27 protein-coding genes are annotated in these 25,005 nt (G+C 74.5%); 7 read left to right on the top strand and 20 right to left on the bottom strand.

Features of this window, described 5'->3' with window-relative positions; all coding sequences use genetic code 11:
* Window positions 1–4: 4 nt before the first annotated feature.
* On the top strand, window positions 5–835 hold the full coding sequence (locus tag C8D89_RS26130) for an oxygenase MpaB family protein (protein ID WP_116711071.1): 831 nt from the start codon (window positions 5–7) through the stop codon (window positions 833–835).
* Here C8D89_RS26130 and C8D89_RS26125 read toward each other — a convergent pair.
* From C8D89_RS26125 to C8D89_RS26105, 5 genes are all read right to left on the bottom strand, one after another.
* Window positions 832–2,172 (bottom strand): ABC transporter substrate-binding protein, encoded by a 1,341-nt coding sequence (locus C8D89_RS26125; protein WP_116711070.1) that lies wholly within the window; start codon window positions 2,170–2,172, stop codon window positions 832–834. The two genes, C8D89_RS26130 and C8D89_RS26125, sit on opposite strands and share 4 nt — an antisense overlap.
* Window positions 2,169–3,263: a branched-chain amino acid ABC transporter permease gene (locus C8D89_RS26120; protein ID WP_116711105.1), complete on the bottom strand. Its 1,095-nt coding sequence runs from the start codon at window positions 3,261–3,263 to the stop codon at window positions 2,169–2,171. The genes C8D89_RS26125 and C8D89_RS26120 overlap by 4 nt, the downstream gene beginning before the upstream one ends.
* 98 nt (window positions 3,264–3,361) lie before the next feature.
* Window positions 3,362–4,240, bottom strand: coding sequence for a branched-chain amino acid ABC transporter permease (locus C8D89_RS26115; protein WP_116711069.1), 879 nt, complete (start codon window positions 4,238–4,240; stop codon window positions 3,362–3,364).
* A gap of 25 nt (window positions 4,241–4,265) precedes the next feature.
* Window positions 4,266–5,048: an ABC transporter ATP-binding protein gene (locus C8D89_RS26110; RefSeq protein ID WP_116711068.1), complete on the bottom strand. Its 783-nt coding sequence runs from the start codon at window positions 5,046–5,048 to the stop codon at window positions 4,266–4,268.
* Complete coding sequence (locus tag C8D89_RS26105; RefSeq protein WP_116711104.1) at window positions 5,045–5,878, bottom strand: ABC transporter ATP-binding protein; 834 nt, start codon at window positions 5,876–5,878, stop codon at window positions 5,045–5,047. Before C8D89_RS26105 ends, C8D89_RS26110 begins: the two co-directional genes overlap by 4 nt.
* A 146-nt stretch (window positions 5,879–6,024) precedes the next feature.
* Between C8D89_RS26105 and C8D89_RS26100 the strand changes: the two genes are divergently transcribed.
* Window positions 6,025–7,260: a PucR family transcriptional regulator gene (locus tag C8D89_RS26100; protein WP_243418391.1), complete on the top strand. Its 1,236-nt coding sequence runs from the start codon at window positions 6,025–6,027 to the stop codon at window positions 7,258–7,260.
* 621 nt (window positions 7,261–7,881) lie between these two features.
* Here the strand turns inward: C8D89_RS26100 and C8D89_RS26095 are convergent.
* The 3 genes from C8D89_RS26095 to C8D89_RS26085 form a co-directional block, all read right to left on the bottom strand.
* A complete protein-coding gene (locus C8D89_RS26095; RefSeq protein ID WP_116711066.1) occupies window positions 7,882–8,973 on the bottom strand; it encodes an Ldh family oxidoreductase in 1,092 nt (363 codons plus the stop codon).
* A 46-nt stretch (window positions 8,974–9,019) separates the two neighbouring features.
* Window positions 9,020–10,081, bottom strand: a complete 1,062-nt coding sequence (locus tag C8D89_RS26090; RefSeq protein WP_207787442.1) for an LLM class flavin-dependent oxidoreductase — start codon at window positions 10,079–10,081, stop codon at window positions 9,020–9,022.
* Window positions 10,082–10,147: 66 nt separating this feature from the next.
* The gene (locus tag C8D89_RS26085) at window positions 10,148–10,558 is read right to left on the bottom strand and encodes a GlcG/HbpS family heme-binding protein (protein ID WP_116711065.1); all 411 of its coding nucleotides are present in this window, start codon (window positions 10,556–10,558) and stop codon (window positions 10,148–10,150) included.
* Between the two features lie 205 nt (window positions 10,559–10,763).
* Here C8D89_RS26085 and C8D89_RS26080 point away from each other — a divergent pair, with 205 nt between their 5' ends.
* A complete protein-coding gene (locus C8D89_RS26080) occupies window positions 10,764–11,375 on the top strand; it encodes a sulfite oxidase-like oxidoreductase (protein WP_207787441.1) in 612 nt (203 codons plus the stop codon).
* Window positions 11,376–11,403: 28 nt separating this feature from the next.
* On the top strand, window positions 11,404–12,111 hold the full coding sequence (locus C8D89_RS26075; protein ID WP_116711064.1) for an FAD-binding oxidoreductase: 708 nt from the start codon (window positions 11,404–11,406) through the stop codon (window positions 12,109–12,111).
* Here C8D89_RS26075 and C8D89_RS26070 read toward each other — a convergent pair whose 3' ends face one another.
* From C8D89_RS26070 to C8D89_RS26060, 3 genes are all read right to left on the bottom strand, one after another.
* Window positions 12,112–12,453 (bottom strand): UBP-type zinc finger domain-containing protein, encoded by a 342-nt coding sequence (locus tag C8D89_RS26070; RefSeq protein ID WP_116711063.1) that lies wholly within the window; start codon window positions 12,451–12,453, stop codon window positions 12,112–12,114.
* Window positions 12,450–12,803 carry a GNAT family N-acetyltransferase gene (locus C8D89_RS26065; RefSeq protein ID WP_116711062.1) on the bottom strand — a complete coding sequence of 118 codons (354 nt, stop codon included), beginning with the start codon at window positions 12,801–12,803 and terminating at the stop codon, window positions 12,450–12,452. Before C8D89_RS26065 ends, C8D89_RS26070 begins: the two co-directional genes overlap by 4 nt.
* A gap of 71 nt (window positions 12,804–12,874) precedes the next feature.
* Window positions 12,875–14,191, bottom strand: coding sequence for a hemolysin family protein (locus C8D89_RS26060; RefSeq protein WP_116711061.1), 1,317 nt, complete (start codon window positions 14,189–14,191; stop codon window positions 12,875–12,877).
* A 196-nt stretch (window positions 14,192–14,387) separates the two neighbouring features.
* Between C8D89_RS26060 and C8D89_RS26055 the strand changes: the two genes are divergently transcribed.
* The gene (locus C8D89_RS26055) at window positions 14,388–14,594 is read left to right on the top strand and encodes a hypothetical protein (RefSeq protein WP_116711060.1); all 207 of its coding nucleotides are present in this window, start codon (window positions 14,388–14,390) and stop codon (window positions 14,592–14,594) included.
* Window positions 14,595–14,599: 5 nt separating this feature from the next.
* Here the strand turns inward: C8D89_RS26055 and C8D89_RS26050 are convergent, their stop codons facing one another.
* The 3 genes from C8D89_RS26050 to C8D89_RS26040 all read right to left on the bottom strand — a co-directional run bounded on the left by C8D89_RS26050 (window position 14,600) and on the right by C8D89_RS26040 (window position 16,986).
* Complete coding sequence (locus tag C8D89_RS26050; RefSeq protein ID WP_116711059.1) at window positions 14,600–15,355, bottom strand: GAF and ANTAR domain-containing protein; 756 nt, start codon at window positions 15,353–15,355, stop codon at window positions 14,600–14,602.
* Window positions 15,356–15,548: 193 nt separating this feature from the next.
* Entirely contained in the window at window positions 15,549–15,887 is a 339-nt protein-coding gene (locus C8D89_RS26045) for a hypothetical protein (protein ID WP_116711058.1), read from the bottom strand.
* Between the two features lie 118 nt (window positions 15,888–16,005).
* Window positions 16,006–16,986 carry an AraC-like ligand-binding domain-containing protein gene (locus tag C8D89_RS26040; protein WP_165825951.1) on the bottom strand — a complete coding sequence of 327 codons (981 nt, stop codon included), beginning with the start codon at window positions 16,984–16,986 and terminating at the stop codon, window positions 16,006–16,008.
* Between the two features lie 251 nt (window positions 16,987–17,237).
* Here C8D89_RS26040 and C8D89_RS26035 point away from each other — a divergent pair, with 251 nt between their 5' ends.
* Window positions 17,238–19,373, top strand: coding sequence for a molybdopterin-containing oxidoreductase family protein (locus tag C8D89_RS26035; RefSeq protein ID WP_116711101.1), 2,136 nt, complete (start codon window positions 17,238–17,240; stop codon window positions 19,371–19,373).
* Window positions 19,374–19,397: 24 nt separating this feature from the next.
* Here C8D89_RS26035 and C8D89_RS26030 read toward each other — a convergent pair whose 3' ends face one another.
* From C8D89_RS26030 to C8D89_RS26010, 5 genes are all read right to left on the bottom strand, one after another.
* Complete coding sequence (locus C8D89_RS26030; protein WP_116711056.1) at window positions 19,398–19,745, bottom strand: hypothetical protein; 348 nt, start codon at window positions 19,743–19,745, stop codon at window positions 19,398–19,400.
* Entirely contained in the window at window positions 19,729–19,920 is a 192-nt protein-coding gene (locus C8D89_RS26025; RefSeq protein WP_116711055.1) for a hypothetical protein, read from the bottom strand. Before C8D89_RS26025 ends, C8D89_RS26030 begins: the two co-directional genes overlap by 17 nt.
* A gap of 172 nt (window positions 19,921–20,092) precedes the next feature.
* Window positions 20,093–20,749: an O-methyltransferase gene (locus tag C8D89_RS26020; protein ID WP_116711054.1), complete on the bottom strand. Its 657-nt coding sequence runs from the start codon at window positions 20,747–20,749 to the stop codon at window positions 20,093–20,095.
* Entirely contained in the window at window positions 20,746–23,271 is a 2,526-nt protein-coding gene (locus C8D89_RS26015; RefSeq protein ID WP_116711053.1) for an HAD-IC family P-type ATPase, read from the bottom strand. Before C8D89_RS26015 ends, C8D89_RS26020 begins: the two co-directional genes overlap by 4 nt.
* A gap of 73 nt (window positions 23,272–23,344) precedes the next feature.
* Complete coding sequence (locus C8D89_RS26010; RefSeq protein WP_116711052.1) at window positions 23,345–23,848, bottom strand: ATP-binding protein; 504 nt, start codon at window positions 23,846–23,848, stop codon at window positions 23,345–23,347.
* 156 nt (window positions 23,849–24,004) lie between these two features.
* On the opposite strand from C8D89_RS26010, the gene C8D89_RS26005 reads away from it, so the two are divergent.
* Window positions 24,005–24,415 carry a helix-turn-helix domain-containing protein gene (locus C8D89_RS26005; protein ID WP_116711051.1) on the top strand — a complete coding sequence of 137 codons (411 nt, stop codon included), beginning with the start codon at window positions 24,005–24,007 and terminating at the stop codon, window positions 24,413–24,415.
* A 181-nt stretch (window positions 24,416–24,596) separates the two neighbouring features.
* On the opposite strand, the gene C8D89_RS26000 is transcribed toward C8D89_RS26005, so the two are convergent.
* The coding region (locus C8D89_RS26000; protein WP_133252072.1) for a transposase at window positions 24,597–25,005 on the bottom strand (409 nt) is incomplete at its 5' end.

The raw sequence follows: 25,005 nt of genomic DNA, 5'->3' as shown, positions 1-25,005 counted from the left end.
ACCGATGCTGCGGACCGGCGTCCCGCCGGTGCCGCGCTCGGCCCGGGACCTCGTGCTGGGGCCCGTCGTGCTGGCGGCGACCGCCAACGTCGTGATGGAGCTCGGGTGGCCCGGCGTGGGGCACGGGGTCGCCGAGAGTCGGGTGGACTCCGGCAACGTGATGCTCCACCCGGTGCACCGCTTCCGGACCACCACTGCCTACCTCGCGGTCGCCCTGCTCGGGACCGACGAGGAGCGGCTCGCCTACCGGAGGGCGGTGGGGCGCTCGCACGCGCAGGTGCACAGCACCGAGGCGAGCCCGGTGGACTACGACGCGTTCGACCCGGAGCTGCAGCGCTGGGTGGCGCTGTGCCTCTACCGCGCGTTCGAGGACACGTGGGGGCTGCTCGCCGGTGCGCCGGGCACGCGGCTGCCCGACGCGGTGTTCCGCGAGTGCGCGGTGCTCGGCACGACGCTGCAGATGCGTCCCGAGCAGTGGCCCGCCGACCGCGACGCCTTCGACGTCGCGTGGGCCGACGGCCTGACGTACGTCCGCATCGACGACGCGGTGCGCGACCACCTCGCGCAGCTGATCGCCGGCGCGTACCTGCCGCGACCGTTGCGGCGGGCCACGGCGTCGTCGCGACGGTTCTGGACCACCGGTTTCCTGCACGAGCCGTTCCGCTCACTGCTCGGGCTGGAGTGGTCGGCGGCGGACCAGCAGCGTTTCGAGGGCCGCCTGCGCCGGCTCGGGGGCGTCGTGCGACGCCTGCCCGGGCCGGTGCGGGGCGTGCCCTACACCACGGCGCTCACCGACCTGCGGATCCGCCGCCGGCTCGGCCTGCCGCTCGTCTAGCTCCCGGTCGGCACGACCGTCGGGATGCCCTGCGGCGGCGGGGCGGGACGCTCCTGCGCGGGCGCGTCGGTGATCGGGGCGTCCCCGTTGTCGGTGAGGCGCACCGGGGTCAGCGGCACCGTGCTGCCGCCCTGCAGGCGGGCCACGGCGACGCCGGCCATGCCCGCGTGCGAGTCCGGCCCGTAGCGGAACGGCGGGTAGGCCGGACCCCGGAAGCCGTCCGGACCCCCGCCCTGGCGTTCCACGGCGTCCACGAGCCCCTGGCGCGTCGGCGCCGGGCCGGCGGCCTGCAGGGCCTGCACGAACGTGTACGCCTCGGACATGCCGTAGATCCGGAAGCTGGTCAGGGGTCCGCCGTCACCGTGGGCCGCCCAGACCTGGGAGAACAGCTGCACCCACGGGTCGTTCGTCTCCTCCGGGCCCGGCAGGTACTTGGTGGTCAGCACGCCCTCGAGCGGGTTCGGGCCGCTCTGGCCCTGGCTCAGCCGCTGCAGCAGCCCGCCCACCAGCGTCGGGTCGGACCCGACGTTGCTGTACGCCCACTGCGGCCGGTAGTTCAGCTGCTGGGCCGCGAGCTGGCTGCGCGCGGTGTACGACGGCACGGTGAAGCCGATCACGAGGTCCGCGCCCTGGGCCTGCAGCTGCGACACCTGCGGGGTGATGTCCGTGGCGCCCGAGGTGTACCGCGCCACCGACACGATCTGCGTGTTCAGCGTGCGCCGCACGCCGACCTCGCCGTCGCGGCCGAAGTCGTCGTCCTGCAGGAGCAGGCCGACGCGCGCGTTCGGGTACGTCTGGGCGATGTACTGGCCGAGGATCTTGCCCTCGACCTCGTAGTCGGGCTGCCAGCCGAACGTCATCGGGTTCTGCTCGGGCTGGTTCCACAGCAGGGAGCCCGACGACGCGAACAGGTCGGGCACGCCCTCGCTGTTGAGGAAGTCGAGGACCGCCCCGTGCGTGGCCGTGCCCAGCCCGCCCGTGACGGCGAAGACCTGGTCGCGCAGGACCAGCTCGTTGACCACCTGGGTCGTCTGGGTGGGGGTGTACGCGTCGTCGCGGAAGATGTACTCGATCTGCCGGCCGTTCACCCCGCCGTTGGCGTTGACCCAGTCGAAGTAGGCCCGGGTGCCCGTCGGGATCTCGCTGTAGCCCGGGGCGGCGACACCGGTCAGGGGGAAGTGGGCCCCCACCTTGATCGAGGTCGGCGTGACGCCGACGTCGGAGGCCCCGCCCGGGTCCTCCGACCGCCCGCCCGCCCCGCATCCGGCCAGCACCATCGCCAGCACGGCGGCGACGGCGGCGATCCGCGTCGCCGCCGCTCCCGGTCGCACCCTCATGACGTCCTCCTCGCTGCGTCGTCCGACTCCTGCGCTGCGTCGTGCCCCGACCGCGGCGGTCCTGTTCCTGGTCCCTGACGCCGCCGGAGCCGGCCGCCGAGACGGCGCACGAGGCCCGCTGCCCCGTCCGCAGCGAAGATCATCACCAGTACCAGGACGAGCCCGTAGGTCAGCGGCGCGAGCTCGGCGGCCTGGACGTCGGAGAGCCCGGCCCGCGCGCCCAGGCCGGTGACCAGCGGCGGCAGGAAGACGATCACCGCGCTGCCCAGCACGGCGCCGGTGAGGCTGCCGAGCCCGCCGATGACCACCGCGGCGATCAGGGAGAGCGAGAGCACGATCGTGAAGCCGCTCGGCGCCACCAGGCGCGTCGCGAGGGCCAGCACTCCGCCGGCCAGGCCCGCGCACACCGCGCTGACCACGAAGGCGAGCACCCGGAGCCGGCCCAGCCGGAGCCCCGCGAGCTCCGCGGCCACCTCGTCGTCGCGGACCGCCCGCCACACCCGCCCGTAGCGGGAGGTGTGGAGGTTGGCCAGCAGGAACAGGACGAGCCCGGCCACCAGGGCGCCGATGTAGGCGAGGTACTGCGTCGTCGAGGGGTCGCTGCCGAACAGGAAGAAGTGGGCGTCGGCGAACCACGCGGGCGGGCGCGGCACGTCCACCGTCAGGCCCTGCTCGCCGCCGAGGGTGTCGGCGAAGGCCAGCGCCAGCCCGGGCAGACCCACGGCGAGGGCGAGGGTCGCTCCGGCCAGGTAGGGGCCGTGGAGCTTGGCCGCGGCCGCCCCCACGATGATGCCGACGATCCCGGCGGCCACGGCACCGGTGAGGATCGCCACCAGGAACGGCAGGCCGGCGGGGAGCAGGAGGGCGGTGGTGTAGCCCCCGACGGCCATCAGGGCGCCGTGGCCGAGGGAGATCTGACCGTTGATCCCGGTCAGCAGGGTCAGACCCGCGCAGGCGACGACGTAGTAGGACAGCGTGGTGATCTGGGAGACCCGGAACGGGCTGACCAGCTCCAGCAGCGCGATCACGATGACCGCGCCGATCACCAGCCCCCGCAGGTGGCGACCGAGCGGCGTGCCGGGCCTGCGCACGCGAGCGACGAGCGCCGACCAGCGCGAGGCCGGCGGACCGGACGGCTGCGGGCGGCCGGGGGTGGGGACGTCGGCGGCGGCCTCGGTGTCGGTCACGGTCAGACCTTCCGGACGGTCGCGCGACCGAAGAGCCCGGCCGGCCGGACGAGCAGGACGGCGACGAGGATGAGCAGCGCGGCGAGGCCGGCGAACTCGGAGCCCGCGTAGCCGCTGACGTAGGAGAGCGCGAGGCCGATCGCGACGCCGCCGATCACCGCGCCCGCGGGGCTGTCGAGACCGCCCAGCACCGCGGCCACGAACCCGTAGACGATCAACGGGTCCATGTAGGCCGGCCACACGAGCTCACCCCCCGCGATGAGCAGCCCGGACAGCGAGCCCACCACCGCCGCCAGCGCCCAGCCGAGGGTGAGCATCCGCCCGACCGGCACCCCGAGGAGGCGCGAGACCTCCCCGTTGAATGCCGACGCCCGTAGCCGCAGCCCGAGGTCGGTGAACCGGAACAGGGCGACCAGCGCGATCATCGTGACGAGGACGGCACCGATGGTGAACAGCCCGTACGGGGTGATGGCGAGGTTGACCGAGCCTGCCTGCAACCCGGTGAGGCCGAAGGGGGCGGGGAACGAGCGGTACTGCGCGCCGAACAGCAGGGAGGCCAGCGCCTGCAGGGCGATGAACACCCCGAGGGTCACGATCACCGGGTTGAGCTCCGGGCCGTTCTCCACCGGGCGGATCACCACCCGCTCGATGAACGCCCCGAGCAGCAGGCCCGACCCGAGCGCCAGCAGGAGCGCCGCCCAGTAGGACCATCCGGCGTCGACGGCGAGCAGCGCCAGGTAGGTCGTGAACATCCCCATCGCGCCCTGCGCGAAGTTCACGACACGGGTGGAGCGCCAGATGAGCACCAGCGCCAGCGCGAACGCGGCGTAGATCGCGCCCTGGGACAGCCCGCTGAGGGTCAGGTCGAGGAACTGCTGCACGGGGCTCCTCCCGGGTCGGTCCGGCTCAGAAGCCGAGGTAGGCGTGGCGCAGGGCCTGGTCCGCGGCCAGCTCGGCGGCCTCGGAGACCGCGACGACGCGACCGAGGGCGAGCACCACGCCCGTGTCGGCCACCTCGAGGGCACTGCGGGCGTTCTGCTCGACCAGGACGACGGTCAGGGCGTGCTGCTCGGTCAGGTCGCGCAGTACCGCGAAGATCTGGGTGACGACGCGCGGGGCCAGCCCGAGCGAGGGCTCGTCGAGCAGCAGCACGTCGGGCTCGGTGAGCAGGGCCCGCCCGATCACCAGCATCTGGCGCTCGCCGCCCGAGAGCGTGTCCGCCGGTCGCCGCCGGCGCTCGGCGATCGCCGGGAACAGCTCCAGCACGTCGTCCAGCGACCATCCCCGGGCCGGCCCCCCGCGCCCGGAGGCGCGGCGGCGGCCCAGCAGGGACCCCAGACGCAGGTTCTCCTCGACGGTCAGCTCGGTGATCACTCCGCGGCCCTCGGGCACGTGGGCGACGCCCGCGCCGGCGACGGTCTCCGGCGCGGCGCCGGTCAGGTCGCGCTCACCGAGACGCACCTGCCCCGCCTGCGGCCGCACGAGCCCGGAGATCGTGCGCAGCAGCGTCGTCTTGCCCGCGCCGTTGGCGCCGAGCACCGCGGTCACCCGCCCGGGTTCGGTCGGGATCGACACCTCCCGCAGCGCGGTGACGGGGCCGTAGGTCGCGGTCAGTCCCTCGACGACGAGGGCCGGCGGGGCGGTGGATCGCGGGGCTGGACGTTCGGAGCGGCGTTCGGGCGCGGTCACGCCGTCCCTCCCTCGTCCCCGCGCGCGGACTCCTCGCCGAGATAGGCCGCGGCGACGGCCGGGTCGTCCTGCACCGCCGCCGGATCGCCGACCGCGATCACCCGCCCGAAGTCGAGAACGGTGATCCGGTCGCAGACCGCCATCACCAGATCCATGTGGTGCTCGACGAGCACGACCGTCGCGCGCTCGGCGAGGCGGCGGATCAGCCCGGCGAGTTCGTCGATGTCGTCGGAGCCCAGCCCGCCGGCCGGCTCGTCGAGGAAGAGGATCTCCGGCTCGGCGACCAGGGCGCGCGCCAGCGCCACGCGCTTGCGCACCGGGTAGGGCAGTGCGGCGGGGAGGCGGTCGGCGACGTCGGCGGCGCCGACCTCGGCGAGCGCGCTCCGTGCGCGCTCGGCCAGCGCGCGGCGGTCGGCCTCGGCCCGCGGGAGTCCCAGCAGGGCCGCGAGGAAGCCCGCGCGGCGGTGGCGGTCGGCGCCGACCATGACGTTCTCGAGCGCGGTCAGCCCCCGGAACAGGCCGACGCCCTGCAGGGTGCGGGCGATCCCGAGGTCCACGAGCTGGTGCGGGGCGAGGGCGGCGAGCGGGCGCCCGGCGCGCGAGAGCGTCCCGGAGTCCGGGCGCTGGAAGCCGCAGCAGACGTTGAGCAGCGTGGTCTTGCCGGCGCCGTTGGGTCCGATGACCCCGTGCACCTCGCGCGCCCCCAACTCGAGCGAGACCGCGTCCAGGGCGGTGAGGCCGCCGAAGCGCACGGTGACGTCCTCGACGGCGAAAGCCGGGGCGGCTCCCGGACCGCCCGCGGCCGGCGGCTGGTGCACGGCGGACGTCATGGTCACCTCCCGTACTCGACCGCTCACACCTTGGGCGCATCGCCCAATGGGGGCCATGGGCTCGGAGCACTACATGTGACCTGGGTCATGCAGCCCCGAGCACGACGGGCTTCTCGATGTGGGAACGCTGGGTGCATCCTGCGGCGGTGGCGCAGGTCACGGGGTCATCGGAGGCGTCCGCGGACGCCCTCGGCGTGCTGTGTCGTGCCCTGCGCGACGACGTGGACGGCCTCGCCGACCAGCTGACCCTCATGATCCTCGACCGGGAGGACATCTACCGGGAGCTGGGGATCCCGATCCGGGAGGACGTGCGCGAGACCTGCCGCGCCAACCTCGAGCGGGCGCTGCTCGTGCTGAGCGGGGACGTGCCGCCGGACACCGACCCGGCGTCGCTGACCGTCGCGACGGCGCACCGGCGGGCGCGCCAGGGCGTGCCGCTCGAGGTGGTGCTGCGCGCCTACCGGCTGTGCGGACGGCTGCTGTGGGACCGGATGCGGGCGGCGTCGCGCGACCGGTACGGCGGCGCCTACGACCGCGCGCTGCTCGATGTCGCCGACCAGGTGTGGCGGATGATCGACGGCAGCTCCGCCCGGTTCGTCGACGCCTACCGCGACGAAGAGGCCCGGCAGCACAGCCGCGACCTGGGCCGCCGCTACTCGGTCGTCGAGGGTCTGCTCGACGGGCGGGGCAGCGACCCGGCCTACGCCCGCGAGGCCGCCCTGACCCTGGGGCTGCCCGAGCACGGCGACCTCGCCTGCGTCGTCGCGCCGGTCGGCGACATCTCCGACGACCCCCTGCGCGCCCCGCGCGAGACCCTGCTCACCGCGGGCTACGCGTCGCTGTGGCACCCGCGGCGCGCCGAGGTGGTGGGCCTGGTCGCGCTCGGCGGGAGCGGGCGGGAGGCCACCGCCGCCGCGCGGGAGGTGGCCGAGCTCCTCGAGCCGTGCGCGTCGGGGCCGGTGGGCGTGTCCCCGCCGGTCGCGGGCCTGGCCGGGGTCGACGCCGGTCGCCGGCTCGCCCGCCTCGCCGCGCGGACCCTCGACGCGCGGGCCCCCGACGCGGAGCACCCCGCCGTCGCCGTGCTCGACGACCGCCTGCCCGAGGCCCTGCTCGCCGACAGCCCGGAGGTCGCCGAGCGGCTGCGCCGCGTCGTGCTCGGCGGCCTGCTCGATCTGCCTCAGGCCGATCGGCGCACGCTGCTGCGGACCCTCGAGGTGGTCCTGGCGCAGGGCGGCTCGCCCACCCACGCCGCGGCGAGCCTGTACTGCCACCGCAACACCGTCATGTACCGGCTCTCGCGCATCGAGGCGCTGACCGCACGCCGGCTCGCCGAACCCCGGGACCGGCTGCTGCTCTCGCTCGCGGTGCTCGCGGGGCGCTGATCAGGATGCCCACGTCGCTTCTCCTCCGAGGGCAGGCGGCCATCTCACACGCTCACGAGGTCGCCGCAGCAGCACGAGCGATCTCCGCCGCTCCGCCGACGCGAGGGGTACGTATCGCATGATCGACAGGGGCCGCGGGCTCAGGCCTGCGCAACGTGCCCCTCGTCCGCCCCGTGGGGCCGGTCCCCAGGGTGGACCATCGTGCAGGACGAGGGATCGGTGACGGACGAGGAGCGCGGCCCCGTGCGGTCGGGCCCGTTCCGCCCGGGCGACCGGGTGCAGCTCACCGACCCAGGGGCGCCGCCCAGCAGGGCACCCTTCGGGCACCGCGGCCGCGCCGGGACCCGCTCTACCGCGCTCCGTGTGCTGCGCACCCGGCTCTCGCTGCTCACCGACAGGCAGAAGCGCCGGCTGGCCGCGGTGTTCGCCGCTGGGAGCACGTCGCGGTCCAGGTCACACGGTGGGCCTAGGAGTGGATCATCGACGCCGACGCCCAGCCCGACCCCCAGCACGGCGCGCGCGGCGGCTACGACCGGGAGGTGGTCGCCGCCGACACCTCGACGCCGGCCCGGCCGGGGTGGACGACGACGCGGCGTTGGCGGGCTACGGTCTCGTCGGCGATCAGGACGGCACCGTCGGTCCGTCGCTGCGGAAGCCGGGGAGAGCGACGTCGAGTTCCTCGCAGCGGGCGGCGAGGAGTCGCCAGCTCGCGTCGGAGATCGGGATCGAGTCCTGGGCGATGCGCTGCTGTCGCAGTCGTTCGCCGCCCTCTCCGGGAACGACGATCTCGGAGCAACCGGCCCTGACCGGGGTCGCCTTCACCTGGTCGATCTGCTCGTCCATCCGTGCGGCGAACTCGCCGCCGGGGAGGAACCACTCGGGATCGAGCGCCGCGAAGAAGCACGCCGCGGGACCTCGCTCGACCTCGCGGGCGAACCGGCCCCCGCTCAGCACCCCGGTGAGGGCATCGACGAGCAGGGCCAGCCCGAACCCCTTGTGCGGGACGAGGGGGCTGCCCAGCGGCGCCAACGATCCGCCGGCGAACAGCGCCTGCGGATCGACGGCAGCCTCGCCGTCGGCGTCGAGCACGATGCCCTCGGGCACCGTCGACCCGCCCTCTGCGGCCAGCCGGACCTTCTGCATCGAGCTGGTGCTGGTGGACATGTCCAGCACCACGGGCGGATGCCGCCGGGTGGGGAGCCCGTACGCGAGCGGGTTGGTGCCGAAGACGGCGGAGCGTCCTCCGGGCGGGGCCACCAGCGGGGCGAAGTTCGTGCAGGCGAAGCCGACCACGCCCGCCTCCGCGGCGCGTCGCACGGAGGGGCCGGCGACGAGCAGTTGCCATGCGTCGAGGGCGGCCGCGGCCACGCCCCCGCCCTCGCGGGCGCGGTCGATGCACCACTGCATCGCCCGGGCGGGGGCGCCGGGGCCGCAGCCCCGGTCTCCGTGGAGCAGCAGGGCGCCGCGGGTCTCCCGTACCACCCGGACCTGCGGACGCGGGTTGAGCGACCCGCCCCGGTAGAAGTCGCCCAGGATCCCCACGGCCGCCACACCGTGATCGCGGTGCCCGCGGAGCTCCGAGTCCAGCAGCAGGCCGGCGAGAGGCCCGGCGTCCTCGCCATCGAGCCCGAGCCGTTCGAAGACCCGTTGCAGGCACCGCTGCAGCTCGCCGGGGGCCACCGTCCGGTCCGGTCCGTGGGGGTCGTGCGCCATCGCCGCCTCCGTCCGACGCCGTCTTTGCACGTTCACCCCCGCGGTGTCAACGGGCCGCGACCGCCGGTCGGCCCACCGTCGGCGACCACCCCAGCGCCGGGCCGAGCTTCGTGGCCATGTCGCTGAGGATCTGCACGTGGTCGTCGTGCTCGAAGCTGAACGGCAGGGCGAAGACGACCTCGCGGACCTCGCGGAACCCGGCATGGGCGTACAGCGCCTCGGCGATCTCCGCCGAGGTCCCCAGCAGGTCCGGGGCGAAGAGCAGGCCCGGTCCCTGCGGACGGGCCGTGCGCGGCTGCCGGGCCTCCACGTACGCCGCGTACGTCGCGCGCTGCGCGGCGGTGGCCGAGTCGGTGGGGATGACGACCAGGCCCTGCGACACGCGCGCCCGCGCCCCGGCGGGGTGGTCGGCGCGGAACGCACGGATCTGCTCGGCCTGGATCGCCGCGAAGTCCCAGGTGCCGTCGGAGCGCTCGTCGGCGGGCTCGGGCCTGACGACGCTGCTGGTGAGCAGGTTGAGGCCCTGCTCGCCGGCCCATGCCGCCGACCGCCGGCTCGCCGCGCCGTACCAGACGCGGTCGGCGAGGCCGGGGGAGTGGGGCTCGACGCGGGCGGAGAACTGCTCCGTGCCCCGCGTCCCGGCGAACGTGCTCGCGGGCGTGCCGCGCAGGTGCCGCACGAACCGGAGGACGCGCTCGTAGGAGAAGTCCTCCGCGTCGGCGGTGTCGGGGTAGAGCGCGCCCCGCACGTGCTCCCAGTTCATCGGCGGGCCGACCGAGACCCCGGGGTGGATGCGGCCGCCGGCGAGCAGGTCGACGGTCGCGAGGTCCTCGGCCAGGCGGACCGGGTTCTCCCAGGCCAGCGGCGTGACCGCCGTCCCCATCGCGATGTGGCGCGTGCGCTGCGAGGCCGCCGCCATGATCGCCACGGGGGACGAGATGCCGGTCTGGAAGTGGCGGTGTCGCAGGTAGGCGCTGTCGAAGCCGAGCTGCTCGCCCAGCTCGATGACCCGCAGCGTGCTCTCCATGCCCGGGGCCGGGTCGTCCCCGTCGAACAGGCCGATCGTGAGGAAGCCCAGCTGCTCGAGCGGCTCGGACGGGGTCGGCACGGCAGCTCCTCGCGGGACGGGACCGTCTGGTCGTCGACAACCGCCGCTCCCGTCCCGCGATTCCCCCTACAGGGCGGCGGCCGCCGCGGAGGCGACGGCCTGGTCCTGGTCCCCGGTGCCGCCGCTGACGCCGACGGCGCCCACCACGGCGTCGCCCGACATCAGCGGCACTCCGCCCGCGAAGATCATGATGCGACCGTGGTTGGAGTCCTGGATGCCGTAGAACTGGCCGCCGGGCTGGGCGTTCTCCGCGAGGCCCTGCGTCGAGACGTCGAACGCCCGCGCGCTGAAGGCCTTGTTGATGGCGACGTCGACGCTCCCGATCCAGGCGCCGTCCTGACGGACGTGCGCCACGAGGACCCCGCCCGCGTCGACGACGGCGATGTTCATCGGCTGACCCTGGCTGTCGGCCTCCTGCTCGCCCGCGGCGATGACGCGGCGGGCGTCCTCCAGGGTGACGGTCTCGATCGTGCGCATGGGTGTCGGTCCTCTCCGGAGGGGTGCGGGACACGAGCACGCCGGATGGGTCGACGTCGCGCCCCATCGTGGCCACGGCACCGGGTCGCCGTCGACCCCGTGCCGTCGCCGGGGTCACGTGGGAATGCGTCGTCGACGAGGCACGGCGGGACGGTTGTTCACTACTGTCGGCGGCGAGTCACAGGACGACGGTCGAGACGGAGTGATGATCGTGGCGACCACGCGGGGCTTTGTCGGCCGACGGCGGGAGCGCGACCCCCGACTGCCCCCGGGGCAGTACGACGTGGGCGCGGGGTGGCCGGTGCTCACCGCGGAGGCCACGCCACGCGTGGACCCCGACCGGTGGACGGTCACCGTCGACGGCCTCGTCGACACCCCCACGACCTGGACGCTGCGGGAGCTGCGGCTGCTGCCGCCGTCGGTCTACGCGGGCGACATCCACTGCGTGACCACGTGGTCGAAGCTCGACACCAACTTCACCGGCATCTCCGTCGACACGCTGCTCGACGCGGTGGGGGTGGCGCCGGAGGCGAAGTTCATCGTCGAGACGTCGACCACCGGCTACACCACCAACCTGCCGCTCGACGACGTGCGCGGCGGCAAGGCGTGGCTGGTCTGGGAGCACGAGGGCAAGCCGCTGACCCGTGAGCACGGCGGGCCGGTGCGCATGCTCGTGCCGCACCTGTACTTCTGGAAGTCCGCCAAGTGGATCACGAAGATCACCCTGCTCGACCACGACGAGCCCGGCTTCTGGGAGGTGAACGGCTATCACCAGCGGGGCGACCCCTGGCGCGAGCAGCGCTTCGACGGGGACTGACGACGGTCTCGGTGCCCCCGACGATCGCGTGGGCGGGCCGAACGACCGGCGGGCGGCCGCGCGGTGGCGCGACGCGCGGGTCGTCGAGGTCGCGCACCCCGCGGTCGACGCCGTGGTGCTGCGGTTCGCGGTGCCCGAGCGCGTCCAGCACCACCCCGGCCAGCACTACGTGGTGCGCCTGCGCGCGCCCGACGGCTACACCGCGCAGCGCTCGTACTCGGTGGCGTCGGCGCCCGCGGACGACCTCGTCGAGCTGTTCGTCGAGCGGATCGACGACGGCGAGGTGTCGACCTACCTCGCCGACGTCGTCGAGCCGGGCGACGAGCTCGAGGTGCGCGGGCCCATCGGGCGCTGGTTCGTCTGGAGCGGGCGCACCCCCGCGATCGGGATCGGTGGCGGCAGCGGCGTGGCCCCGCTGGTCGGCATGCTGCGCCACGGCGTCGACCTCGGGCACCCCGAGCGGCTGCGCCTCGCGGTCAGCGCCACCACCCGCGCCCGGCTGCCCTACGCCGGCGAGCTCGAGGCCGCCGGCGCCCGCATCGCCCTGACCCGCGAGCCCGGTGCCGACCACGCCGGGCGCCTCGACGCCGAGGCGATCGCCGCGCTCGTCGACCCCGAGACCACGGTCTACCTGTGCGGCTCGGCGCGCTTCACCGGCGCGATGGAGACGCTGCTCGTCGACGCGGGCCAGCCCGCCGGGACCATCCGTGTGGAGCGGTTCGGCCCCACCGGCTGATCAGTGCAGCCGGCGGCGCCAGTCGGCCGGCACCCGGTCCGTGGGCCCGGGCACGCCCTGGTCCTCCGGGTGGTTCTGCGCCCCGGCGAGCACGGGGCCGTGGATCACCGATCCGTCGCGGTCGTCGAAGAACCAGTCCTCGCCCGGCTCGAAGCTGGTCAGGATCGGGTGGTCGTGCTCGCGGGCGTGGCGGGTGGCGTGCTGGCCCGGCGAGGAGTCGCAACAGCCGATGTGCCCGCAGGCGGCGCAGCGGCGCAGGTGGAACCACCAGCCACCGGACTCCTCGCACTCGACGCAGCCCGTACCCGACGGCAGCGCGTGCGGGTCGATCTCCGTGGTCACGACGCCTCCTCGGTCTGCGGCTCGCTCAGGCCCAGCTCCGCGCGGTCGCGCGGCGGCACGTCGACGAGGTACTCGGGGTGGGAGCGCAGCCACCGCTGCGCGTAGGGGCAGCGCGGCACGACCGCGACACCCTCGGCGCGGGCGGCGTCGAACACCGCGCGCACGACCCGGCCGGCCAGCCCCCGACCGGCGTACGCCTCGTCGACCTCGGTGTGCACCAGCACGATCGCCGGCGCGTCGCCCCGGCGGCGCCGCACGTCCGCCCGTCCTGCCTCGACACCGTCGACACGCAATACGAACGCGCCGCGGTCGAGGTCCTCGTCCACCCGGACGTCGCTCTCGTCGTCCATCGGTCTCCTCCTCGGTGCGGTGGCACGACCGCTTCCCATCCTGCTCCCGCCGGGGGCGCCCCGCCGGTGACTCAGGACTCGCGGCGGCCCTCCGCCTCGGCGCCGTGGGTGGCCAGCGGCGTGATGCGCACCCGGGCCACGCGTCGACCGTCGACGGCGGCGACGGTGAAGCGGTGGCCCAGGTCCTCGACGACGTCCCCGACCTTCGGCATCCGCCCCAGCTCCTGCAGCACGAACCCGCCGAGGGTGTCGAACGGCCCCTCGGGCAGCGTGACCCCGGTCTGCTCGGCGACGTCGCTGCGGTGCAGCAGGCCGTCGGCCTCGTGGACGCCCTCGGCGAGCGGCCGCGCGGGCACCGCCTTGGGGTCGTACTCGTCGCGGATCTCGCCGACGATCTCCTCGACGAGGTCCTCGACGGTGACGATGCCGTCGGTGCCGCCGTACTCGTCGACGACGACGGCGAGGTGCCCGCCGCCGCGGCGCATCAGCGAGAGGGTGTCGAGCACGGGCTTGCTACCGGGCAGGACCGTCACGGTGCGGGCGAGGTCGCGCAGCCGCGGCGCGGTGCCGTCGGCGCCGGGGCGCGCGGTGAGCAGGTCACGGACGTGGACGAAGCCGACGACGTCGTCGACGGACTCGCCGATGACGGGGTAGCGCGAGTGGGGCCGGTCGCTGACGTGGGCGACCGCGTCGGCCGCGGTGACGTCGGCGTCGAGGAAGTCGACCTCGGTGCGCGGCACCATGACCTCGCTGATGACGCGGTCGGTGGCTGCGAAGGCGTCACTCAGCAGGCGGCGCTCGGCGGCGGTGAGCGCGCTGGTGGTGCGCACCATGTCGCGCAGCTCGTCCTCGCTGACCTCGTCCTCGGTCTGCCTGGGGTCGACGCCGAGCACCCGCACGACCGCGTTGGTCGACACCGAGAGCAGCCAGATGAGCGGGCGGGTCAGCGAGGCCAGGCGGTCGAGCACCGGGGCCGTGGTCAGCGACACCGCCTCGGGCTTCTGCAGCGCCAGCCGCTTCGGTACGAGCTCGCCGGCGACCAGCGACAGGTACGACACGAACGCGGTGACGAGGACGAGCGCGAGGGTCGTGGCGAGCGCGATCGGCAGCCCGAGCCCCTCCAGCCCCGGCGCGAGGCGCGTGGCGAGGGTCGCGCCGCCGTAGCTCGAGGCGAAGAAGCCGGTGAACGTCACGCCGATCTGCACCGCGGACAGGAACCGGTTGGAGTCGCCGCGCAGGCGGACCACCGCCCGGCCCCGCGCGCCGCGCTCCTCCATCGCCGACACCTGCCCCGCCCGCAGCGAGACGAGCGCGATCTCGGCGGCGGCGAAGAAGCCGCCGACCAGCACGAACAGCAGTACCAGCCCGATCTCGAGCGCGACGTCCACGCCGTGATCCTCCCAGCCGGGAGGTTCCGGAGGAGTCGGACGGCGGTGCGCCCGGCATTCGGGGCCGCACGGGCGGCGAACGCGTCGCGACGGTGTGACCGGGGTAACCTCGACGGACCGCCGGGCAGGGCGGTGGTCCCCGCCGACGGCCGGGACCGACGGACGACGATGACGACGACGTCATCGGAGGTGTGCGATGGCTGCGGATGCCGGGGCTCGGCGAGAGCCCACGAAGCCGCTCGAGCGACACGACGCCGACGAGCCGGTGCGCAAGGGCAACGTCCACGGGATGATCGAGGCCGCGCGGATGTGGGCGCGCGAGCAGGGCCTGCCGGTGCCCAGCGTGGGCCCGCTCCCACCGGGGGTGGTCGCCGCGTACCGGCGTCACCAGACCTGGGAGTAGGAGCCTCAGCTGCGCGCGAGGTCGACGACGAGGGCGGCGACCTCGCGGAGCTTGATGTTGTGGTTCTGCGACATCCGGCGCAGCACCGCGAACGCCTCGGCGTCGTCGTGGCCGCGCGCCATCAGCAGGCCCTTGGCCTGCTCGATCACCGCCCGTGACTCCAGGGCGGTGCGCAGCTCGTCGGCCAGTTTCACGGAGGCGGCGTGGCGGAGCTGCGAGGCGAGCGCGGTGGACGCGAGGTCCGCGGCGAGCCGGGCGGCGGGCTGTGCCGCGCACAGGTCGGCGTCCGGGTCGGTCGCGTAGAGGTTGAGGCTGCCGAGCGCCCGCCCGTCCGCGGACAGCGGGACCACGAGGCAGGACCGCACGCCGAGCTCGTCGGCGCACGACGCGTAGGCGGGCCAGGTCCGGGCCGCGGTCCGGTCGGCGGTGATCACCCGATGCTCGCGCAGGGCCTGCACGACCGGGCCCTCGGCGGCCGCGTACTGCACGTCCTCGAGCCGGGTGAATCGCGCGAGGTCGCGGGCGATCGACTCGGGCACGCCGTGGCGCAGTACCGTCACCCCGCACCCGGCCACCCCGGTGAGCGCGGGGAGGGCCTGCTCGGCCGCGGCCCAGACCACGCGGTCGGCGGCGTCGGCGTCCCCCGGGCTGTCGGCCAGGCGCTCGAGCAGGCCCGCGACCGCGTTCAGTCCGCGGTCCGCCGGGGCGGGCGGTCGCGCGTCGCGACCGGGGATCGCGGGCTGGTCGCCGACGGCGGGCATGCGCTCACTCCGGGGAGAATCCTGGTCCCGCGCACGGGACAGCACCTCCGGTGGCGTGAGCGTCTCAACCACCGTGCTCGGCGGGAGAACCTACCGGGCGGTCACCACCGGGGCGCTGCCGGGTCACGGTGCGGACACGCCCGCCCATGTGAGCGAACTTCGCGCCTGGAGGCGCGAGGTCCGCTCACATTGGTCAGAAGCCGTCCGGGTCGGTGGCGGTGGTCTCGAAGGTGCCGTCGGCGTCGGTGTCGACCGCCGCCGAGTCGAAGTCGCCGTCGTCGTCGGTGTCGACCAGGACGGTCTCGCCGTAGCCGTCGGCGTTGGTGTCGACCACGCCGGTCTCGAAGGTGCCGTTGTGGTCGGTGTCGGCGACGACGGTGTCGATGTAGCCGTTGCCGTCCTCGTCGGTGGAGGTGGAGGCGAGGTGGCCGTGCTCGTCGAGCTGGTAGGTGCCGACCACGGTGCCGTCGGCCTCGTAGATGTTGCCGTCGGCGGCGAAGTGGCGGTCCCCGGCGTTGGTGTCGGTGCTCATGGCCTGCTCGCTCCTGTGGGTGCTCGGTGCCCGTCGTGGTGGGCGTTCGGCACTTCGACGGTGCGGGCGGGGCCGGATGTTCCCCGCCGGCCAGGCAATTTCCTCCGCGAGCGCGCGGTCACCCGCCGTGACGGCGCCGGAAGGTGCTCGGCGGCTCGTGGAAGGCGTCCTTGAACGCGCGGCTGAACGCGGCGAGGTCGGAGAAGCCGCAGCGCAGCGCGACGTCGGTGACCGAGAGGTCGGCGAGGCGGGGGTCCGCCAGCTCCCGCCGACCGTGCTCCAGGCGCCGCTGTCGCACCAGTCGGCCGACGGTCGTCGCGGCGTCGGCGAAGGCACGGTGGAGCTGGCGGGTGGAGACGAAGTGCGCGCGGGCGATCATGTCCGGCCCCAGGTCGGGGTCCTCCAGGTGCTCGGCGACGAACGCCTCGACCCGGGTGCGCAGCTCGGCGGCCCCGCGAGGCCCCGGGACGTCGTCGCGCCGCAGTGCCTCGCCGGCGACCGTGCCGACGAGGTCGGCGAGCTCGGTCGCGAGCCGGTCGCCGCCGGCGGGGGAGAGGCTCGGCGGTGTGGCGACGACGTCGGCGAGCGTGCGCCCGACGATCCCGCCCAGGCGGTCACCGCCCAGCGCCCGCGCGGTGGCCGCGCGCGAGGTGTCCTCGTCGAGGCCCACGAGCTCGCGCGGCCACGTGAACACCAGCAGCCGCCACGGCCCGTGGAACCGCCACGCGAAGGGCCGGCCGGTCTCGTAGATCGCGTAGGCGCCGGGTCCGAGCAGGGCCTCGCGCCCGTCCTGGCGCACCACCGCCCGGCCGCGGGCGATCATCCCGACCTGCAGGTAGGCGTCGGCGTCGCGGCGGGCCAGGCCGGGTGTGCGGATGCAGTCCTGGCCGGTGGAGCCGACCGTGGCCACCGCGAGGTGCCCGAGCGGGCTGCTGCGCACCGTGCCGCCGAACGGCGCGTCGCCGTCGGCGTGGACGTCGAGGGCCACGAAGTGCTCGCGCAACAGGTCGCGCCAGCCGTCCAGCCGGTCGGCACGGCCCTCGACCGCGGACGCGCCGGCGGCGCGCGCGATCGCGGGAGGCCGTGGGACGGGACCCACGGGGCGGGTGGTGGTCGCCACGGGCGGCTCGCAGGGTGCTCGACGAGGTGGCTCGACGCTAGGGAGCGCGGCGTCGTCGGTCAACGGGAGCCGGGCCGGACTCGGCGCGCAGCGTGCCTGATCCGTCGCGCAGCGACAAGCGCCCGCCCCCCGGCGTCGCGCAGGCTGCCGGGATCGCGGTCGTCGCCGACCGCCCGGCCCACCACCGACGCGGCGGTCACCCGCCGCCCGTGCCGCCCCCGGGAGCCCCCGTGACCGCGCTCGACGACCTGCCGCTGACGCCCACCACGACCACGGTGCGCGCGGCCTGCCCGCACGACTGCCCCGATACCTGCGCGATGGTCGTGACCGTCGAGAACGGCGTGGCCACGGGCGTACGCGGCGACCCCGAGCACCCGTTCACGCGCGGCGGGCTGTGCGTCAAGGTCAACAACTACCAGGACAAGGTCTACGACCCCGACCGCGTGCTGCACCCGATGCGCCGCACCGGGCCCAAGGGCAGCGGGCGCTTCGAGCAGATCACGTGGGACGAAGCCCTCGACACGATCGCGGAGCAGTTCCGGGCGAAGATCGCCGAGCACGGGCCGGAGACGGTCATGCCGGTGAGCTACCTGGGCACGCAGGGCATCCTGAACGGCCTGTCGGTCGGCGACGCGTTCTTCCACCGACTCGGCGCCACCGTCACCGAGCGCACCTACTGCGACTCCGGGGCCTGCACCGCCTACGCCGCCACGGTCGGCGCCACCGCGGGCGTCGACCCCGAGAGCCTCGTGCACTCCCGCTACATCATCATCTGGGCCTGCAACATGGTCTCGACCAACCTGCATCTGTGGCCGGTGGTCGCCGAGGCCCAGAAGCGGGGCGCGAAGGTCGTCGTCATCGACCCCGTGCGGCACAAGACGGCCCGACGCGCCGACTGGCACATCCCGATCCGCCCGGGCACCGACGGCGCCCTCGCCCTGGCGATGATGAACGTGATCATCGGCGAGGGGCTGGCCGACGAGGACTACGTCCGCGAGCACACGCTCGGCTACGAGGAGCTGGCCGAGCGGGTCCGGCAGTACACGCCGGAGTGGGCGTCGGAGGAGACCGGCATCCCCGCGGACGACATCCGCACGCTCGCCCGCGAGTACGCCACCACGGACCCCTCGCTGATCCGTATCGGCGTCGCGATCGAGCGGCACGCGGGTGGCGGCCAGACCGTGCGCTCCATCGCCTGCCTGCCCGCGCTGGTGGGGGCCTGGCGCCACGTCGGCGGTGGCCTGCTGCAGCTCCCGCTCTGGGCGCACCCCGTGAACTGGCCGGCGTTCATCCACCCGGAGATGGCCACGCCCGGTACGCGGGTCGTCAACCAGTACCTGATCGGCCGGGCGCTGACCGGCGAGCTCCCGCTCGACCCGCCGATCACCGCACTGGTGGTCTACAACTCCAACCCGATGGTCGTCTGCCCCGAGCAGGACAAGGTCGCGCGCGGCCTGGCCCGGGAGGACCTGTTCACCGTCGTCAGCGACCACGTCCTCACCGACACGGCCCGCCACGCCGACATCGTGCTGCCCGCGACCACCCAGCTCGAGCAGCACGACATCATGTTCAGCTGGGGCCACTTCTACGTCACGCTGAACACCCCGGCCGTCGCGCCGGAGGGCGAGGCCGTCCCGAACACCGAGCTGTTCCGCCGCCTCGCCGCCCGGATGGGCTTCGACGACGAGTACTTCCGTCTGTCGGACTCCGAGCTCCTGGCCCAGGCGTACGACTGGTCGTCGCCGGTCATGGAGGGCATCACGCTGGAGTCCCTCCGCGAGAGCGGCTGGGCCCGGCTGAACCTGCCCGGCCCCGACGAGTACCGCCCGCACGCCGACGGCGGGTTCCCGACGCCGTCGGGGAGGACCGAGTTCCGCTCGTCGGCGCTCGAGGCGGCCGGCAACTTCGTCGTCCCGCTGTTCCGCCAGCTGTCGGAGGAGTACCAGCCGGGCGGGTACGTCGACCCGCTGCCGCACTACGTCCCCCCGCGCGAGACCGGCGACAGCCACCCGCTGAACCTGATCTCGCCCAAGTCGCACGCCTACCTCAATTCGAGTGCCGGCGACCAGGCGATGCAGAAGCGGGTGCAGGGCGAGCAGACCGTGACGCTGCACCCCGCGGACGCGGCGGCCCGCGACATCGTCGACGGGGTCTACGTGGCGGTCCACAACGACCGCGGCCGGTTCGTCGCGCTCGCGCGGGTGAGCGACGAGGTGGCGCCCGGGGTCGCCGTGGCGCCGATGGGCGCGTGGCCCAAGAACGCGAAGGACCAGAGCACGGTCAACGCGGTCAACCCGTTCGCCTTCGCCGACCTCGGCAACGCGCCGACGTTCTCGGACACACGGGTGGAGGTCACGCCGGTGTGAGGCTCCCCTGTGCGGCCGGTCGGCTCAGCGCGCCGCGAGGCTCCCGGGCGCCGCGTCGGCCGCGGCCCGCGGCGCGGGAGCCCCGGCGGTCGCGGCGGTCGGCGTGCCCGACTGGGCCTGCGCCTCGGCGTGCAGCCGCCGGGCCGCGCGCACCACGGCGTCGGTGACGTCGGCGCCGTCGCGCGCGAGTACCCGCAGGAGCTCGGCGAGCGCCGCCGCGGACGACCCGGACAGGGTCAGTCCGCCGTCGTGACGCGTGCACGGGGCCAGCGCGCGGGCGGCGCGGCGGCACTCCTCGGCCCGCGCCTCGGTCCGCTCGTCCGGCCGCTCCTCCGCCCGCACATCGGGCCCGGCGTCAGCGTCCGCGGACACGGACCGACTCCGGGACGTCGCCCGCCTGCGCGGCGGCGGGGGTGTCGTGCCAGACGTGCTGGAACGAGCCGCGCGCGGGGACGGGGCGGCGCCGGACGGCGCGCGTCCCGTCGCCGGCCGACTCGGCCGGGCGGGTCCGGCGCGCCGTGTCGGCGCGCCAGTGCAGGTGCCACATGGGCGGGGACCTCCTCGTCCACCACCGGGGCCGTGCGCGCGGGAGCCGCGAGGCCCCGGACCGAGCACGGAGGATCGACCGTTGCTCGCGATCTGAACACGGTTCTTTCATGGTGGGCCAGGTCACGGGGCCCGCGCCAGGTGAGGGGGTTCTGGACCGAGACAGCCGGTGGTCAGCCGGTCACGCGGGCGAGGAGCAGGCCGTCCCACCCCTTGCGGTCGACGGTCTGCAGCGCGGTCGCGGTGTCCAGGCGCGGGTCGGCCGCGACGAGGTCCACGACCTCCCGGATCCCGCGCACGGTGGGGGAGTCGTCGGTGTCGTCGGCGACCCGGCCCTCGCGCACGACGTTGTCGACGACGACCACCGCGCCCGGACGCGTGAGCTCCAGCGCCGCGCGCACGTACGCGGCGTTGTTCTCCTTGTCGGCGTCGACGAAGACGAGGTCCAGCGGCCCCTCCACGGCCGGCAGCGTGTCGAGCGCGCGCCCGACGACGATCTCGACGCGGTCGCCGACGCCCGCCGCGTCGACGCACGCGCGGGCGACCTCGGCGTGGTGCGGGTCGATCTCCAAACTCGTCACCCGTCCCGTGGGTCCGACCGTGCGGGCGAGCCAGATCGTCGAGTAGCCGCCGAGCGTGCCGACCTCGAGCACCCGCCGTGCGCCCGTGACCTGCGCCAACAGCGCCAGCAGCGCGCCGTGGCCCGGCGTCACGGCGATGTCGGGCAGCCCGGCCTCGTGCGCCCGGTCGCGCGCGGCCCGCAGGGCGTCGTCCTCGAGGTGCAGCCGGTCGGTGAAGAACACGTCGACGTCGTCGGGAGTCGGGCTCATGCCCCGACCGTAGGCCGCTGGTACAGGCCCAGGACCCGCTCGAGCACGCGGTGGCGCAGCACCAGGCTCAGCGTGATGAACCAGGCCACCACGCCGAGTGCCGCGGTCCTGACCACTGGCGGGTCCGGCGCCGTGAGGCCGAAGTACGCGCGGGTCGCCGGGACGAGCAGCACGACCGCGAAGGCGATGAACAGCCCGAGCGCCAGCCAGAGGGGTCGGCGGTCCTCGCTCACCGGTGCCCACGCCGTGAAGAGTCGCTGTGGCGGTTCGAGCAACAGGATCAGGATCAGCGAGCTGGTGGACACGAAGATCGAGAGACCGGACTGGGCTCCCAGGGTGGCTGACGCCTCGACGAAGTCCGCGTCGACGCCGTAGGTGAGGCCGGTGTATCTCTCGAACAGGTCGACCGCGCGCGGGAACGGTGTCCCCGAGAGCCCGGTCGTCACTCTTTGATACAGGAAGGCGTAGATGGCCGTGCCGAACCCGGCGGTGAGCACGCCGACCGGGATGACGAACCGCGCCAGCGAGACCAGCAGGTCCTCCTGCGGGGGCTTCGGGCGCGCCCACATCGTCAGGAAGAAGGTCGGCACGCCGACGGTGAAGAGCGTCAGCCCGACCTGCGTGGGGGTGTAGGGGAAGCCGAGGCCGAGCAGGGTGACGGTGAGGATGACCAGCATCTGCGTCGCCACCCGCGCGAGGAACAGGTACATCGAGCTGCTGACACCGGCGATGATGCGGCGTCCCTCGGTGCGCGCAGGCGGCAGCGTGGTGAACGAGTCGTCGAGCAGCACGATGTCGGCCACGTCCCGGGTGACCGAGCTGCCCGAACGCATCGCGACGCCGACCTCCGCCTGCTTCAGCGCGCGGGCGTCGTTGACGCCGTCCCCCACCATCGCCACGCGGTGCCCGCCGCGGCGTAGCGACGCGACGATCTTCTCCTTCTGCTCCGGGACGACGCGCCCGAAGACGCCGTGGGTGTCCACCGCCTCGTCGAACGCCGTCGTGTCGTGCCCCTCGAGGGCGGCGAGCTGCGCGCCCGCGATACCGGGTGCGTCGAGGCCGGCGCGGCGGGCGAGCGCCGCGACGGTGTCGGGGTCGTCGCCCGAGATGACCTTGACCGCCACGCCCTCGGCGGCCAGGCCGGTCAGCACGTCGGTGACGCCGTCGCGCAGCTCGTCGGCCATCGCGACGAGCGCCACCGGGCGCAGGCGCGGCAGCCGCGGGCGGCCGCCCGCGTCGCGCAGCGGGCCGGTGCCGCGCGCCAGCACGAGCACCCGCAGCCCCTGGTCGGTACGCCGGCGGACGGCGTCGTCGGTGACCAGGTCGGCGTCGGTGAGAGCCGGACGCACCGTCGAGGGCGCCCCGAGCACCACCGAGGTGCCGTCGGCGAGGGTGATCCCGCTCCAGCGCAGCGAGGACCGGAACTCGACCTCGTCGACGACCTCGCGGCGGTCCCCGGGCAGGGTCTCGTCGGCGGCGAGCGCGGACGCGGTGGCGTTGGTGCTCGACACGGACCTAGCGAACGTGCCGAGCAGCTCGCGTGCGCGGGCCTCGTCGCCACCGGCGGGAACGATCTCGGCGAGGGTGAGCCGTCCGCTCGTCAGCGTCCCGGTCTTGTCGGTGCAGACGACGTCGACGCGGCTGAGGGCCTCGATGGCGTTGGTCCGCTGCACGAGCGCGCCGCGGCCGGCGATCCGCGCGGCACCCACGCTGTAGGCCACGGCGATCAGGAAGAACAGTCCGTACGGGACGAGGCCGGAGAGCACGGCGGAGGTCTGCACGAAGCGCAGCACGGTCGAGCCGTCGAGGGCGGCCTGCGCGAGGATCGCGCCGCTCATCAGCAGCACGAGGGTGATGACGATGCGCACCACCAGCTCGATGCGCCACTGCAGCGGGGTCAGCGCGGTCGTGTCCGCGCGGGCCGCGATCGTGAGCTGTCCGGCGTGGCTGTCCGCCCCGACGGCCTCGGCGCGTTGCAGCCCCTCCCCGCCCGAGCACGAGCTGCCCGAGAGCAGGACGTCGCCCACGGCCTTGGCGATCGGGTCGGACTCGCCGGTGAGCAGCGACTCGTCGACCTCCACGCGCGCGCCGGGCCCGTCCGCGGTGACCAGCGGCCCGTCGACCACCACCTGGTCCCCGGTGCGCACGCGCACGAGGTCGCCGACGACGACCTCCGACGGCGGGACCTGCCGTTCGGTGCCGTCGCGCACGACGGTGACCGGCTCGCGCGCCAGCAACTGGAGGCGGTCCAGCTGGCGCTTGGCGCGCAGCTCCTGGACGGCCGCGAGCGCCGCGTTGATGATGCCGAGACCGACGCTGACCAGGGCGTCGCTGTAGCGCCCGAGCGCGAGCAGCGCGATCCCGATGACGAAGAGCGTGTTGTTGTAGAACGAGAAGACGGTCGTGCGCAGGATGCGGGCGGTGGTGCGGCCCGAGCCCGAGACGGGGGTGTTCGCCCGGCCCTCCCGGGCGAGCTCGCGGGCCCGCGCCTCGGTCAGGCCCTCGACGGTCGCCGTCGTCATCCGGTCCCCCGCTCCCCGTGTCGCACGCGGACGATCGTCCTCGTTGCGCCTGACGCGGAGCTGAAGGGGCGGGTCAGGTGGTGCCGGACTCGGGTGCGACCCCGGCCGGCTCGGCGACCACCCCGTCGATCGTGCCCACCGCCGCGGTGAGCGCGGCGGCGAACACCGCCATGTCCGCGGGGCCGGCCACGACGCCGCCCGCCTCGGGGCCGGGCAGCGGCGGGAGGAGCTCGAACCAGACGCGGTGCCCGTTCTGGTAGGGCTCGTCGCCCCAGCGGTGCGCGAGCGCCCAGTGGCCCCCGAGCCGGGTGACGTCATCGGCCACGGGCCGCACGGCACTGCCGTCGACCAGGCCGACCCGGAGCAGCTCGTCGGCGAGGCTCAGCTCGAGCACCAGGCTCGCCTCCGCGCTCGCGTGGTCGACGACGTCGGCGGTGAGGTCGTCGATGAGCAGGGCCAGGTCCTCGCGGGAGACACCGCTGTCCCACGCGGCGACCAGCGCCAACGTGAGGGCGCGTGCATCACGGACGGTGTAGGCGGTGACCGGGAGGTCTACTGTTGCGGACAGTGTCGACATGAGTCCTCCGATCTCTCGGTCTGGGGCCGGAACACTCGTTCGGGGCAGCAGGCGCGCGGTCTGCACCGGCGGCTATCCACAGAGTGTCACAGAATCAATGGGGCACGAGGAGCCGCAATGGGTGTCGCGTGCAACAGGTATTGTCCCCTGGCGAGCATGACCGGATCGGGGAGCGCGGTGGCGGACGGGGCGGGAGCGGCGTCGGTGGAGGACGCCGACACCGCGGACGCGGCGCTGGCCGGCCTCGCCGAGGAGCTCACCGCCTGCGTCGCGGGCCTGCAGGCCGCGCTGGAGCGCAGCGAGCAGTTGCGGGCTCTCCGCGCCGCCGACTGCAGTTGGCGTGAGGCGGTGTCGGCCGAGGCGCGGCCGTTGATCGTCGAGCTCGTCTCGGAGGCCCTGGACGGCCTGAACCGCGCGGGCAGCCGGTGGCGCCGGGAGGAGGCCCGCTCGCTGCATGCCGAGGGGCTGTCGATCAACGCCATCGCGGCCCTGTTCGGCGTGACACGCCAGCGGGCGTCGGTGCTGGTGCGGGAGTCGGATGCCGGCGTCGTCGACGACGGCGGTTGAGGCACCCGTGTCCGCCGCGCGTGGCGTGACCTCCTGGCACCGACGGCGACACCGACGCGGACCTGGTGGTGCCTGCGGTGTGACACCGCCCGCCGTGGTCGGCGGGTCGTGGGGGTGGCGGGAACGCTTCGGTTCCCGAAGGGTCCCCCGCGGCGCCTCAGACATCCCATGGGGCGGGAGGTCAAGCGGCGGCGGCCTGCCGGTGGGCCCAGGCGTTGGTCTCGTCGTAGCGGGTTCGGGTCTTGAGGCAGCCGTGCAGGATGCCGACGAGGCGGTTTCCGAGCTGTCGTAGCGCGGCGTGGTGGCTGGTGCCGCGGGCGCGTAGTTGGTCGTAGTAGGCCCGCGCGCCGGGAGAGGCGTTCAGCGCGCAGAACGCCCATTGGTGGACCGCGTCGCCGAGGCGGCGGTTGCGGGCGTAGCGCGCGAGCACGACGGTCCTGCGTCCCGAGGCGCGGGTGATCGGGGAGGTGCCGGCGTAGTTCCGGCGAGCCTTGTGATCTTGGTAGCGGTGCGGGTCGTCGCCGAACTCGGCGAGCACCCGGGCGCCCAGCACGGTCCCGAGTCCCGGCTGGCTGAGGTAGATCTCAGCG

The organism is Actinomycetospora cinnamomea, assembly GCF_003096675.1.
Lineage (GTDB): Bacteria > Actinomycetota > Actinomycetes > Mycobacteriales > Pseudonocardiaceae > Actinomycetospora > Actinomycetospora cinnamomea.
This window is presented reverse-complemented; position numbering and strand designations above follow the sequence as displayed.

Excerpts from the sequence above, each read along its gene's own strand:
- C8D89_RS26130 (WP_116711071.1), top strand. The coding sequence starts at position 5 with ATGCTGCGGACCGGCGTCCCGCCGGTGCCGCGCTCGGCCCGGGACCTC.
- C8D89_RS26125 (WP_116711070.1), bottom strand. The coding sequence starts at position 2,172 with ATGAGGGTGCGACCGGGAGCGGCGGCGACGCGGATCGCCGCCGTCGCC.
- C8D89_RS26105 (WP_116711104.1), bottom strand. The coding sequence starts at position 5,878 with ATGACGTCCGCCGTGCACCAGCCGCCGGCCGCGGGCGGTCCGGGAGCC.
- C8D89_RS26095 (WP_116711066.1), bottom strand. The coding sequence starts at position 8,973 with ATGGCGCACGACCCCCACGGACCGGACCGGACGGTGGCCCCCGGCGAG.
- C8D89_RS26085 (WP_116711065.1), bottom strand. The coding sequence starts at position 10,558 with ATGCGCACGATCGAGACCGTCACCCTGGAGGACGCCCGCCGCGTCATC.
- C8D89_RS26080 (WP_207787441.1), top strand. The coding sequence starts at position 10,764 with ATGATCGTGGCGACCACGCGGGGCTTTGTCGGCCGACGGCGGGAGCGC.
- C8D89_RS26065 (WP_116711062.1), bottom strand. The coding sequence starts at position 12,803 with ATGGACGACGAGAGCGACGTCCGGGTGGACGAGGACCTCGACCGCGGC.
- C8D89_RS26055 (WP_116711060.1), top strand. The coding sequence starts at position 14,388 with ATGGCTGCGGATGCCGGGGCTCGGCGAGAGCCCACGAAGCCGCTCGAG.
- C8D89_RS26050 (WP_116711059.1), bottom strand. The coding sequence starts at position 15,355 with ATGCCCGCCGTCGGCGACCAGCCCGCGATCCCCGGTCGCGACGCGCGA.
- C8D89_RS26045 (WP_116711058.1), bottom strand. The coding sequence starts at position 15,887 with ATGAGCACCGACACCAACGCCGGGGACCGCCACTTCGCCGCCGACGGC.
- C8D89_RS26025 (WP_116711055.1), bottom strand. The coding sequence starts at position 19,920 with ATGTGGCACCTGCACTGGCGCGCCGACACGGCGCGCCGGACCCGCCCG.
- C8D89_RS26020 (WP_116711054.1), bottom strand. The coding sequence starts at position 20,749 with ATGAGCCCGACTCCCGACGACGTCGACGTGTTCTTCACCGACCGGCTG.
- C8D89_RS26015 (WP_116711053.1), bottom strand. The coding sequence starts at position 23,271 with ATGACGACGGCGACCGTCGAGGGCCTGACCGAGGCGCGGGCCCGCGAG.
- C8D89_RS26010 (WP_116711052.1), bottom strand. The coding sequence starts at position 23,848 with ATGTCGACACTGTCCGCAACAGTAGACCTCCCGGTCACCGCCTACACC.
- C8D89_RS26005 (WP_116711051.1), top strand. The coding sequence starts at position 24,005 with ATGACCGGATCGGGGAGCGCGGTGGCGGACGGGGCGGGAGCGGCGTCG.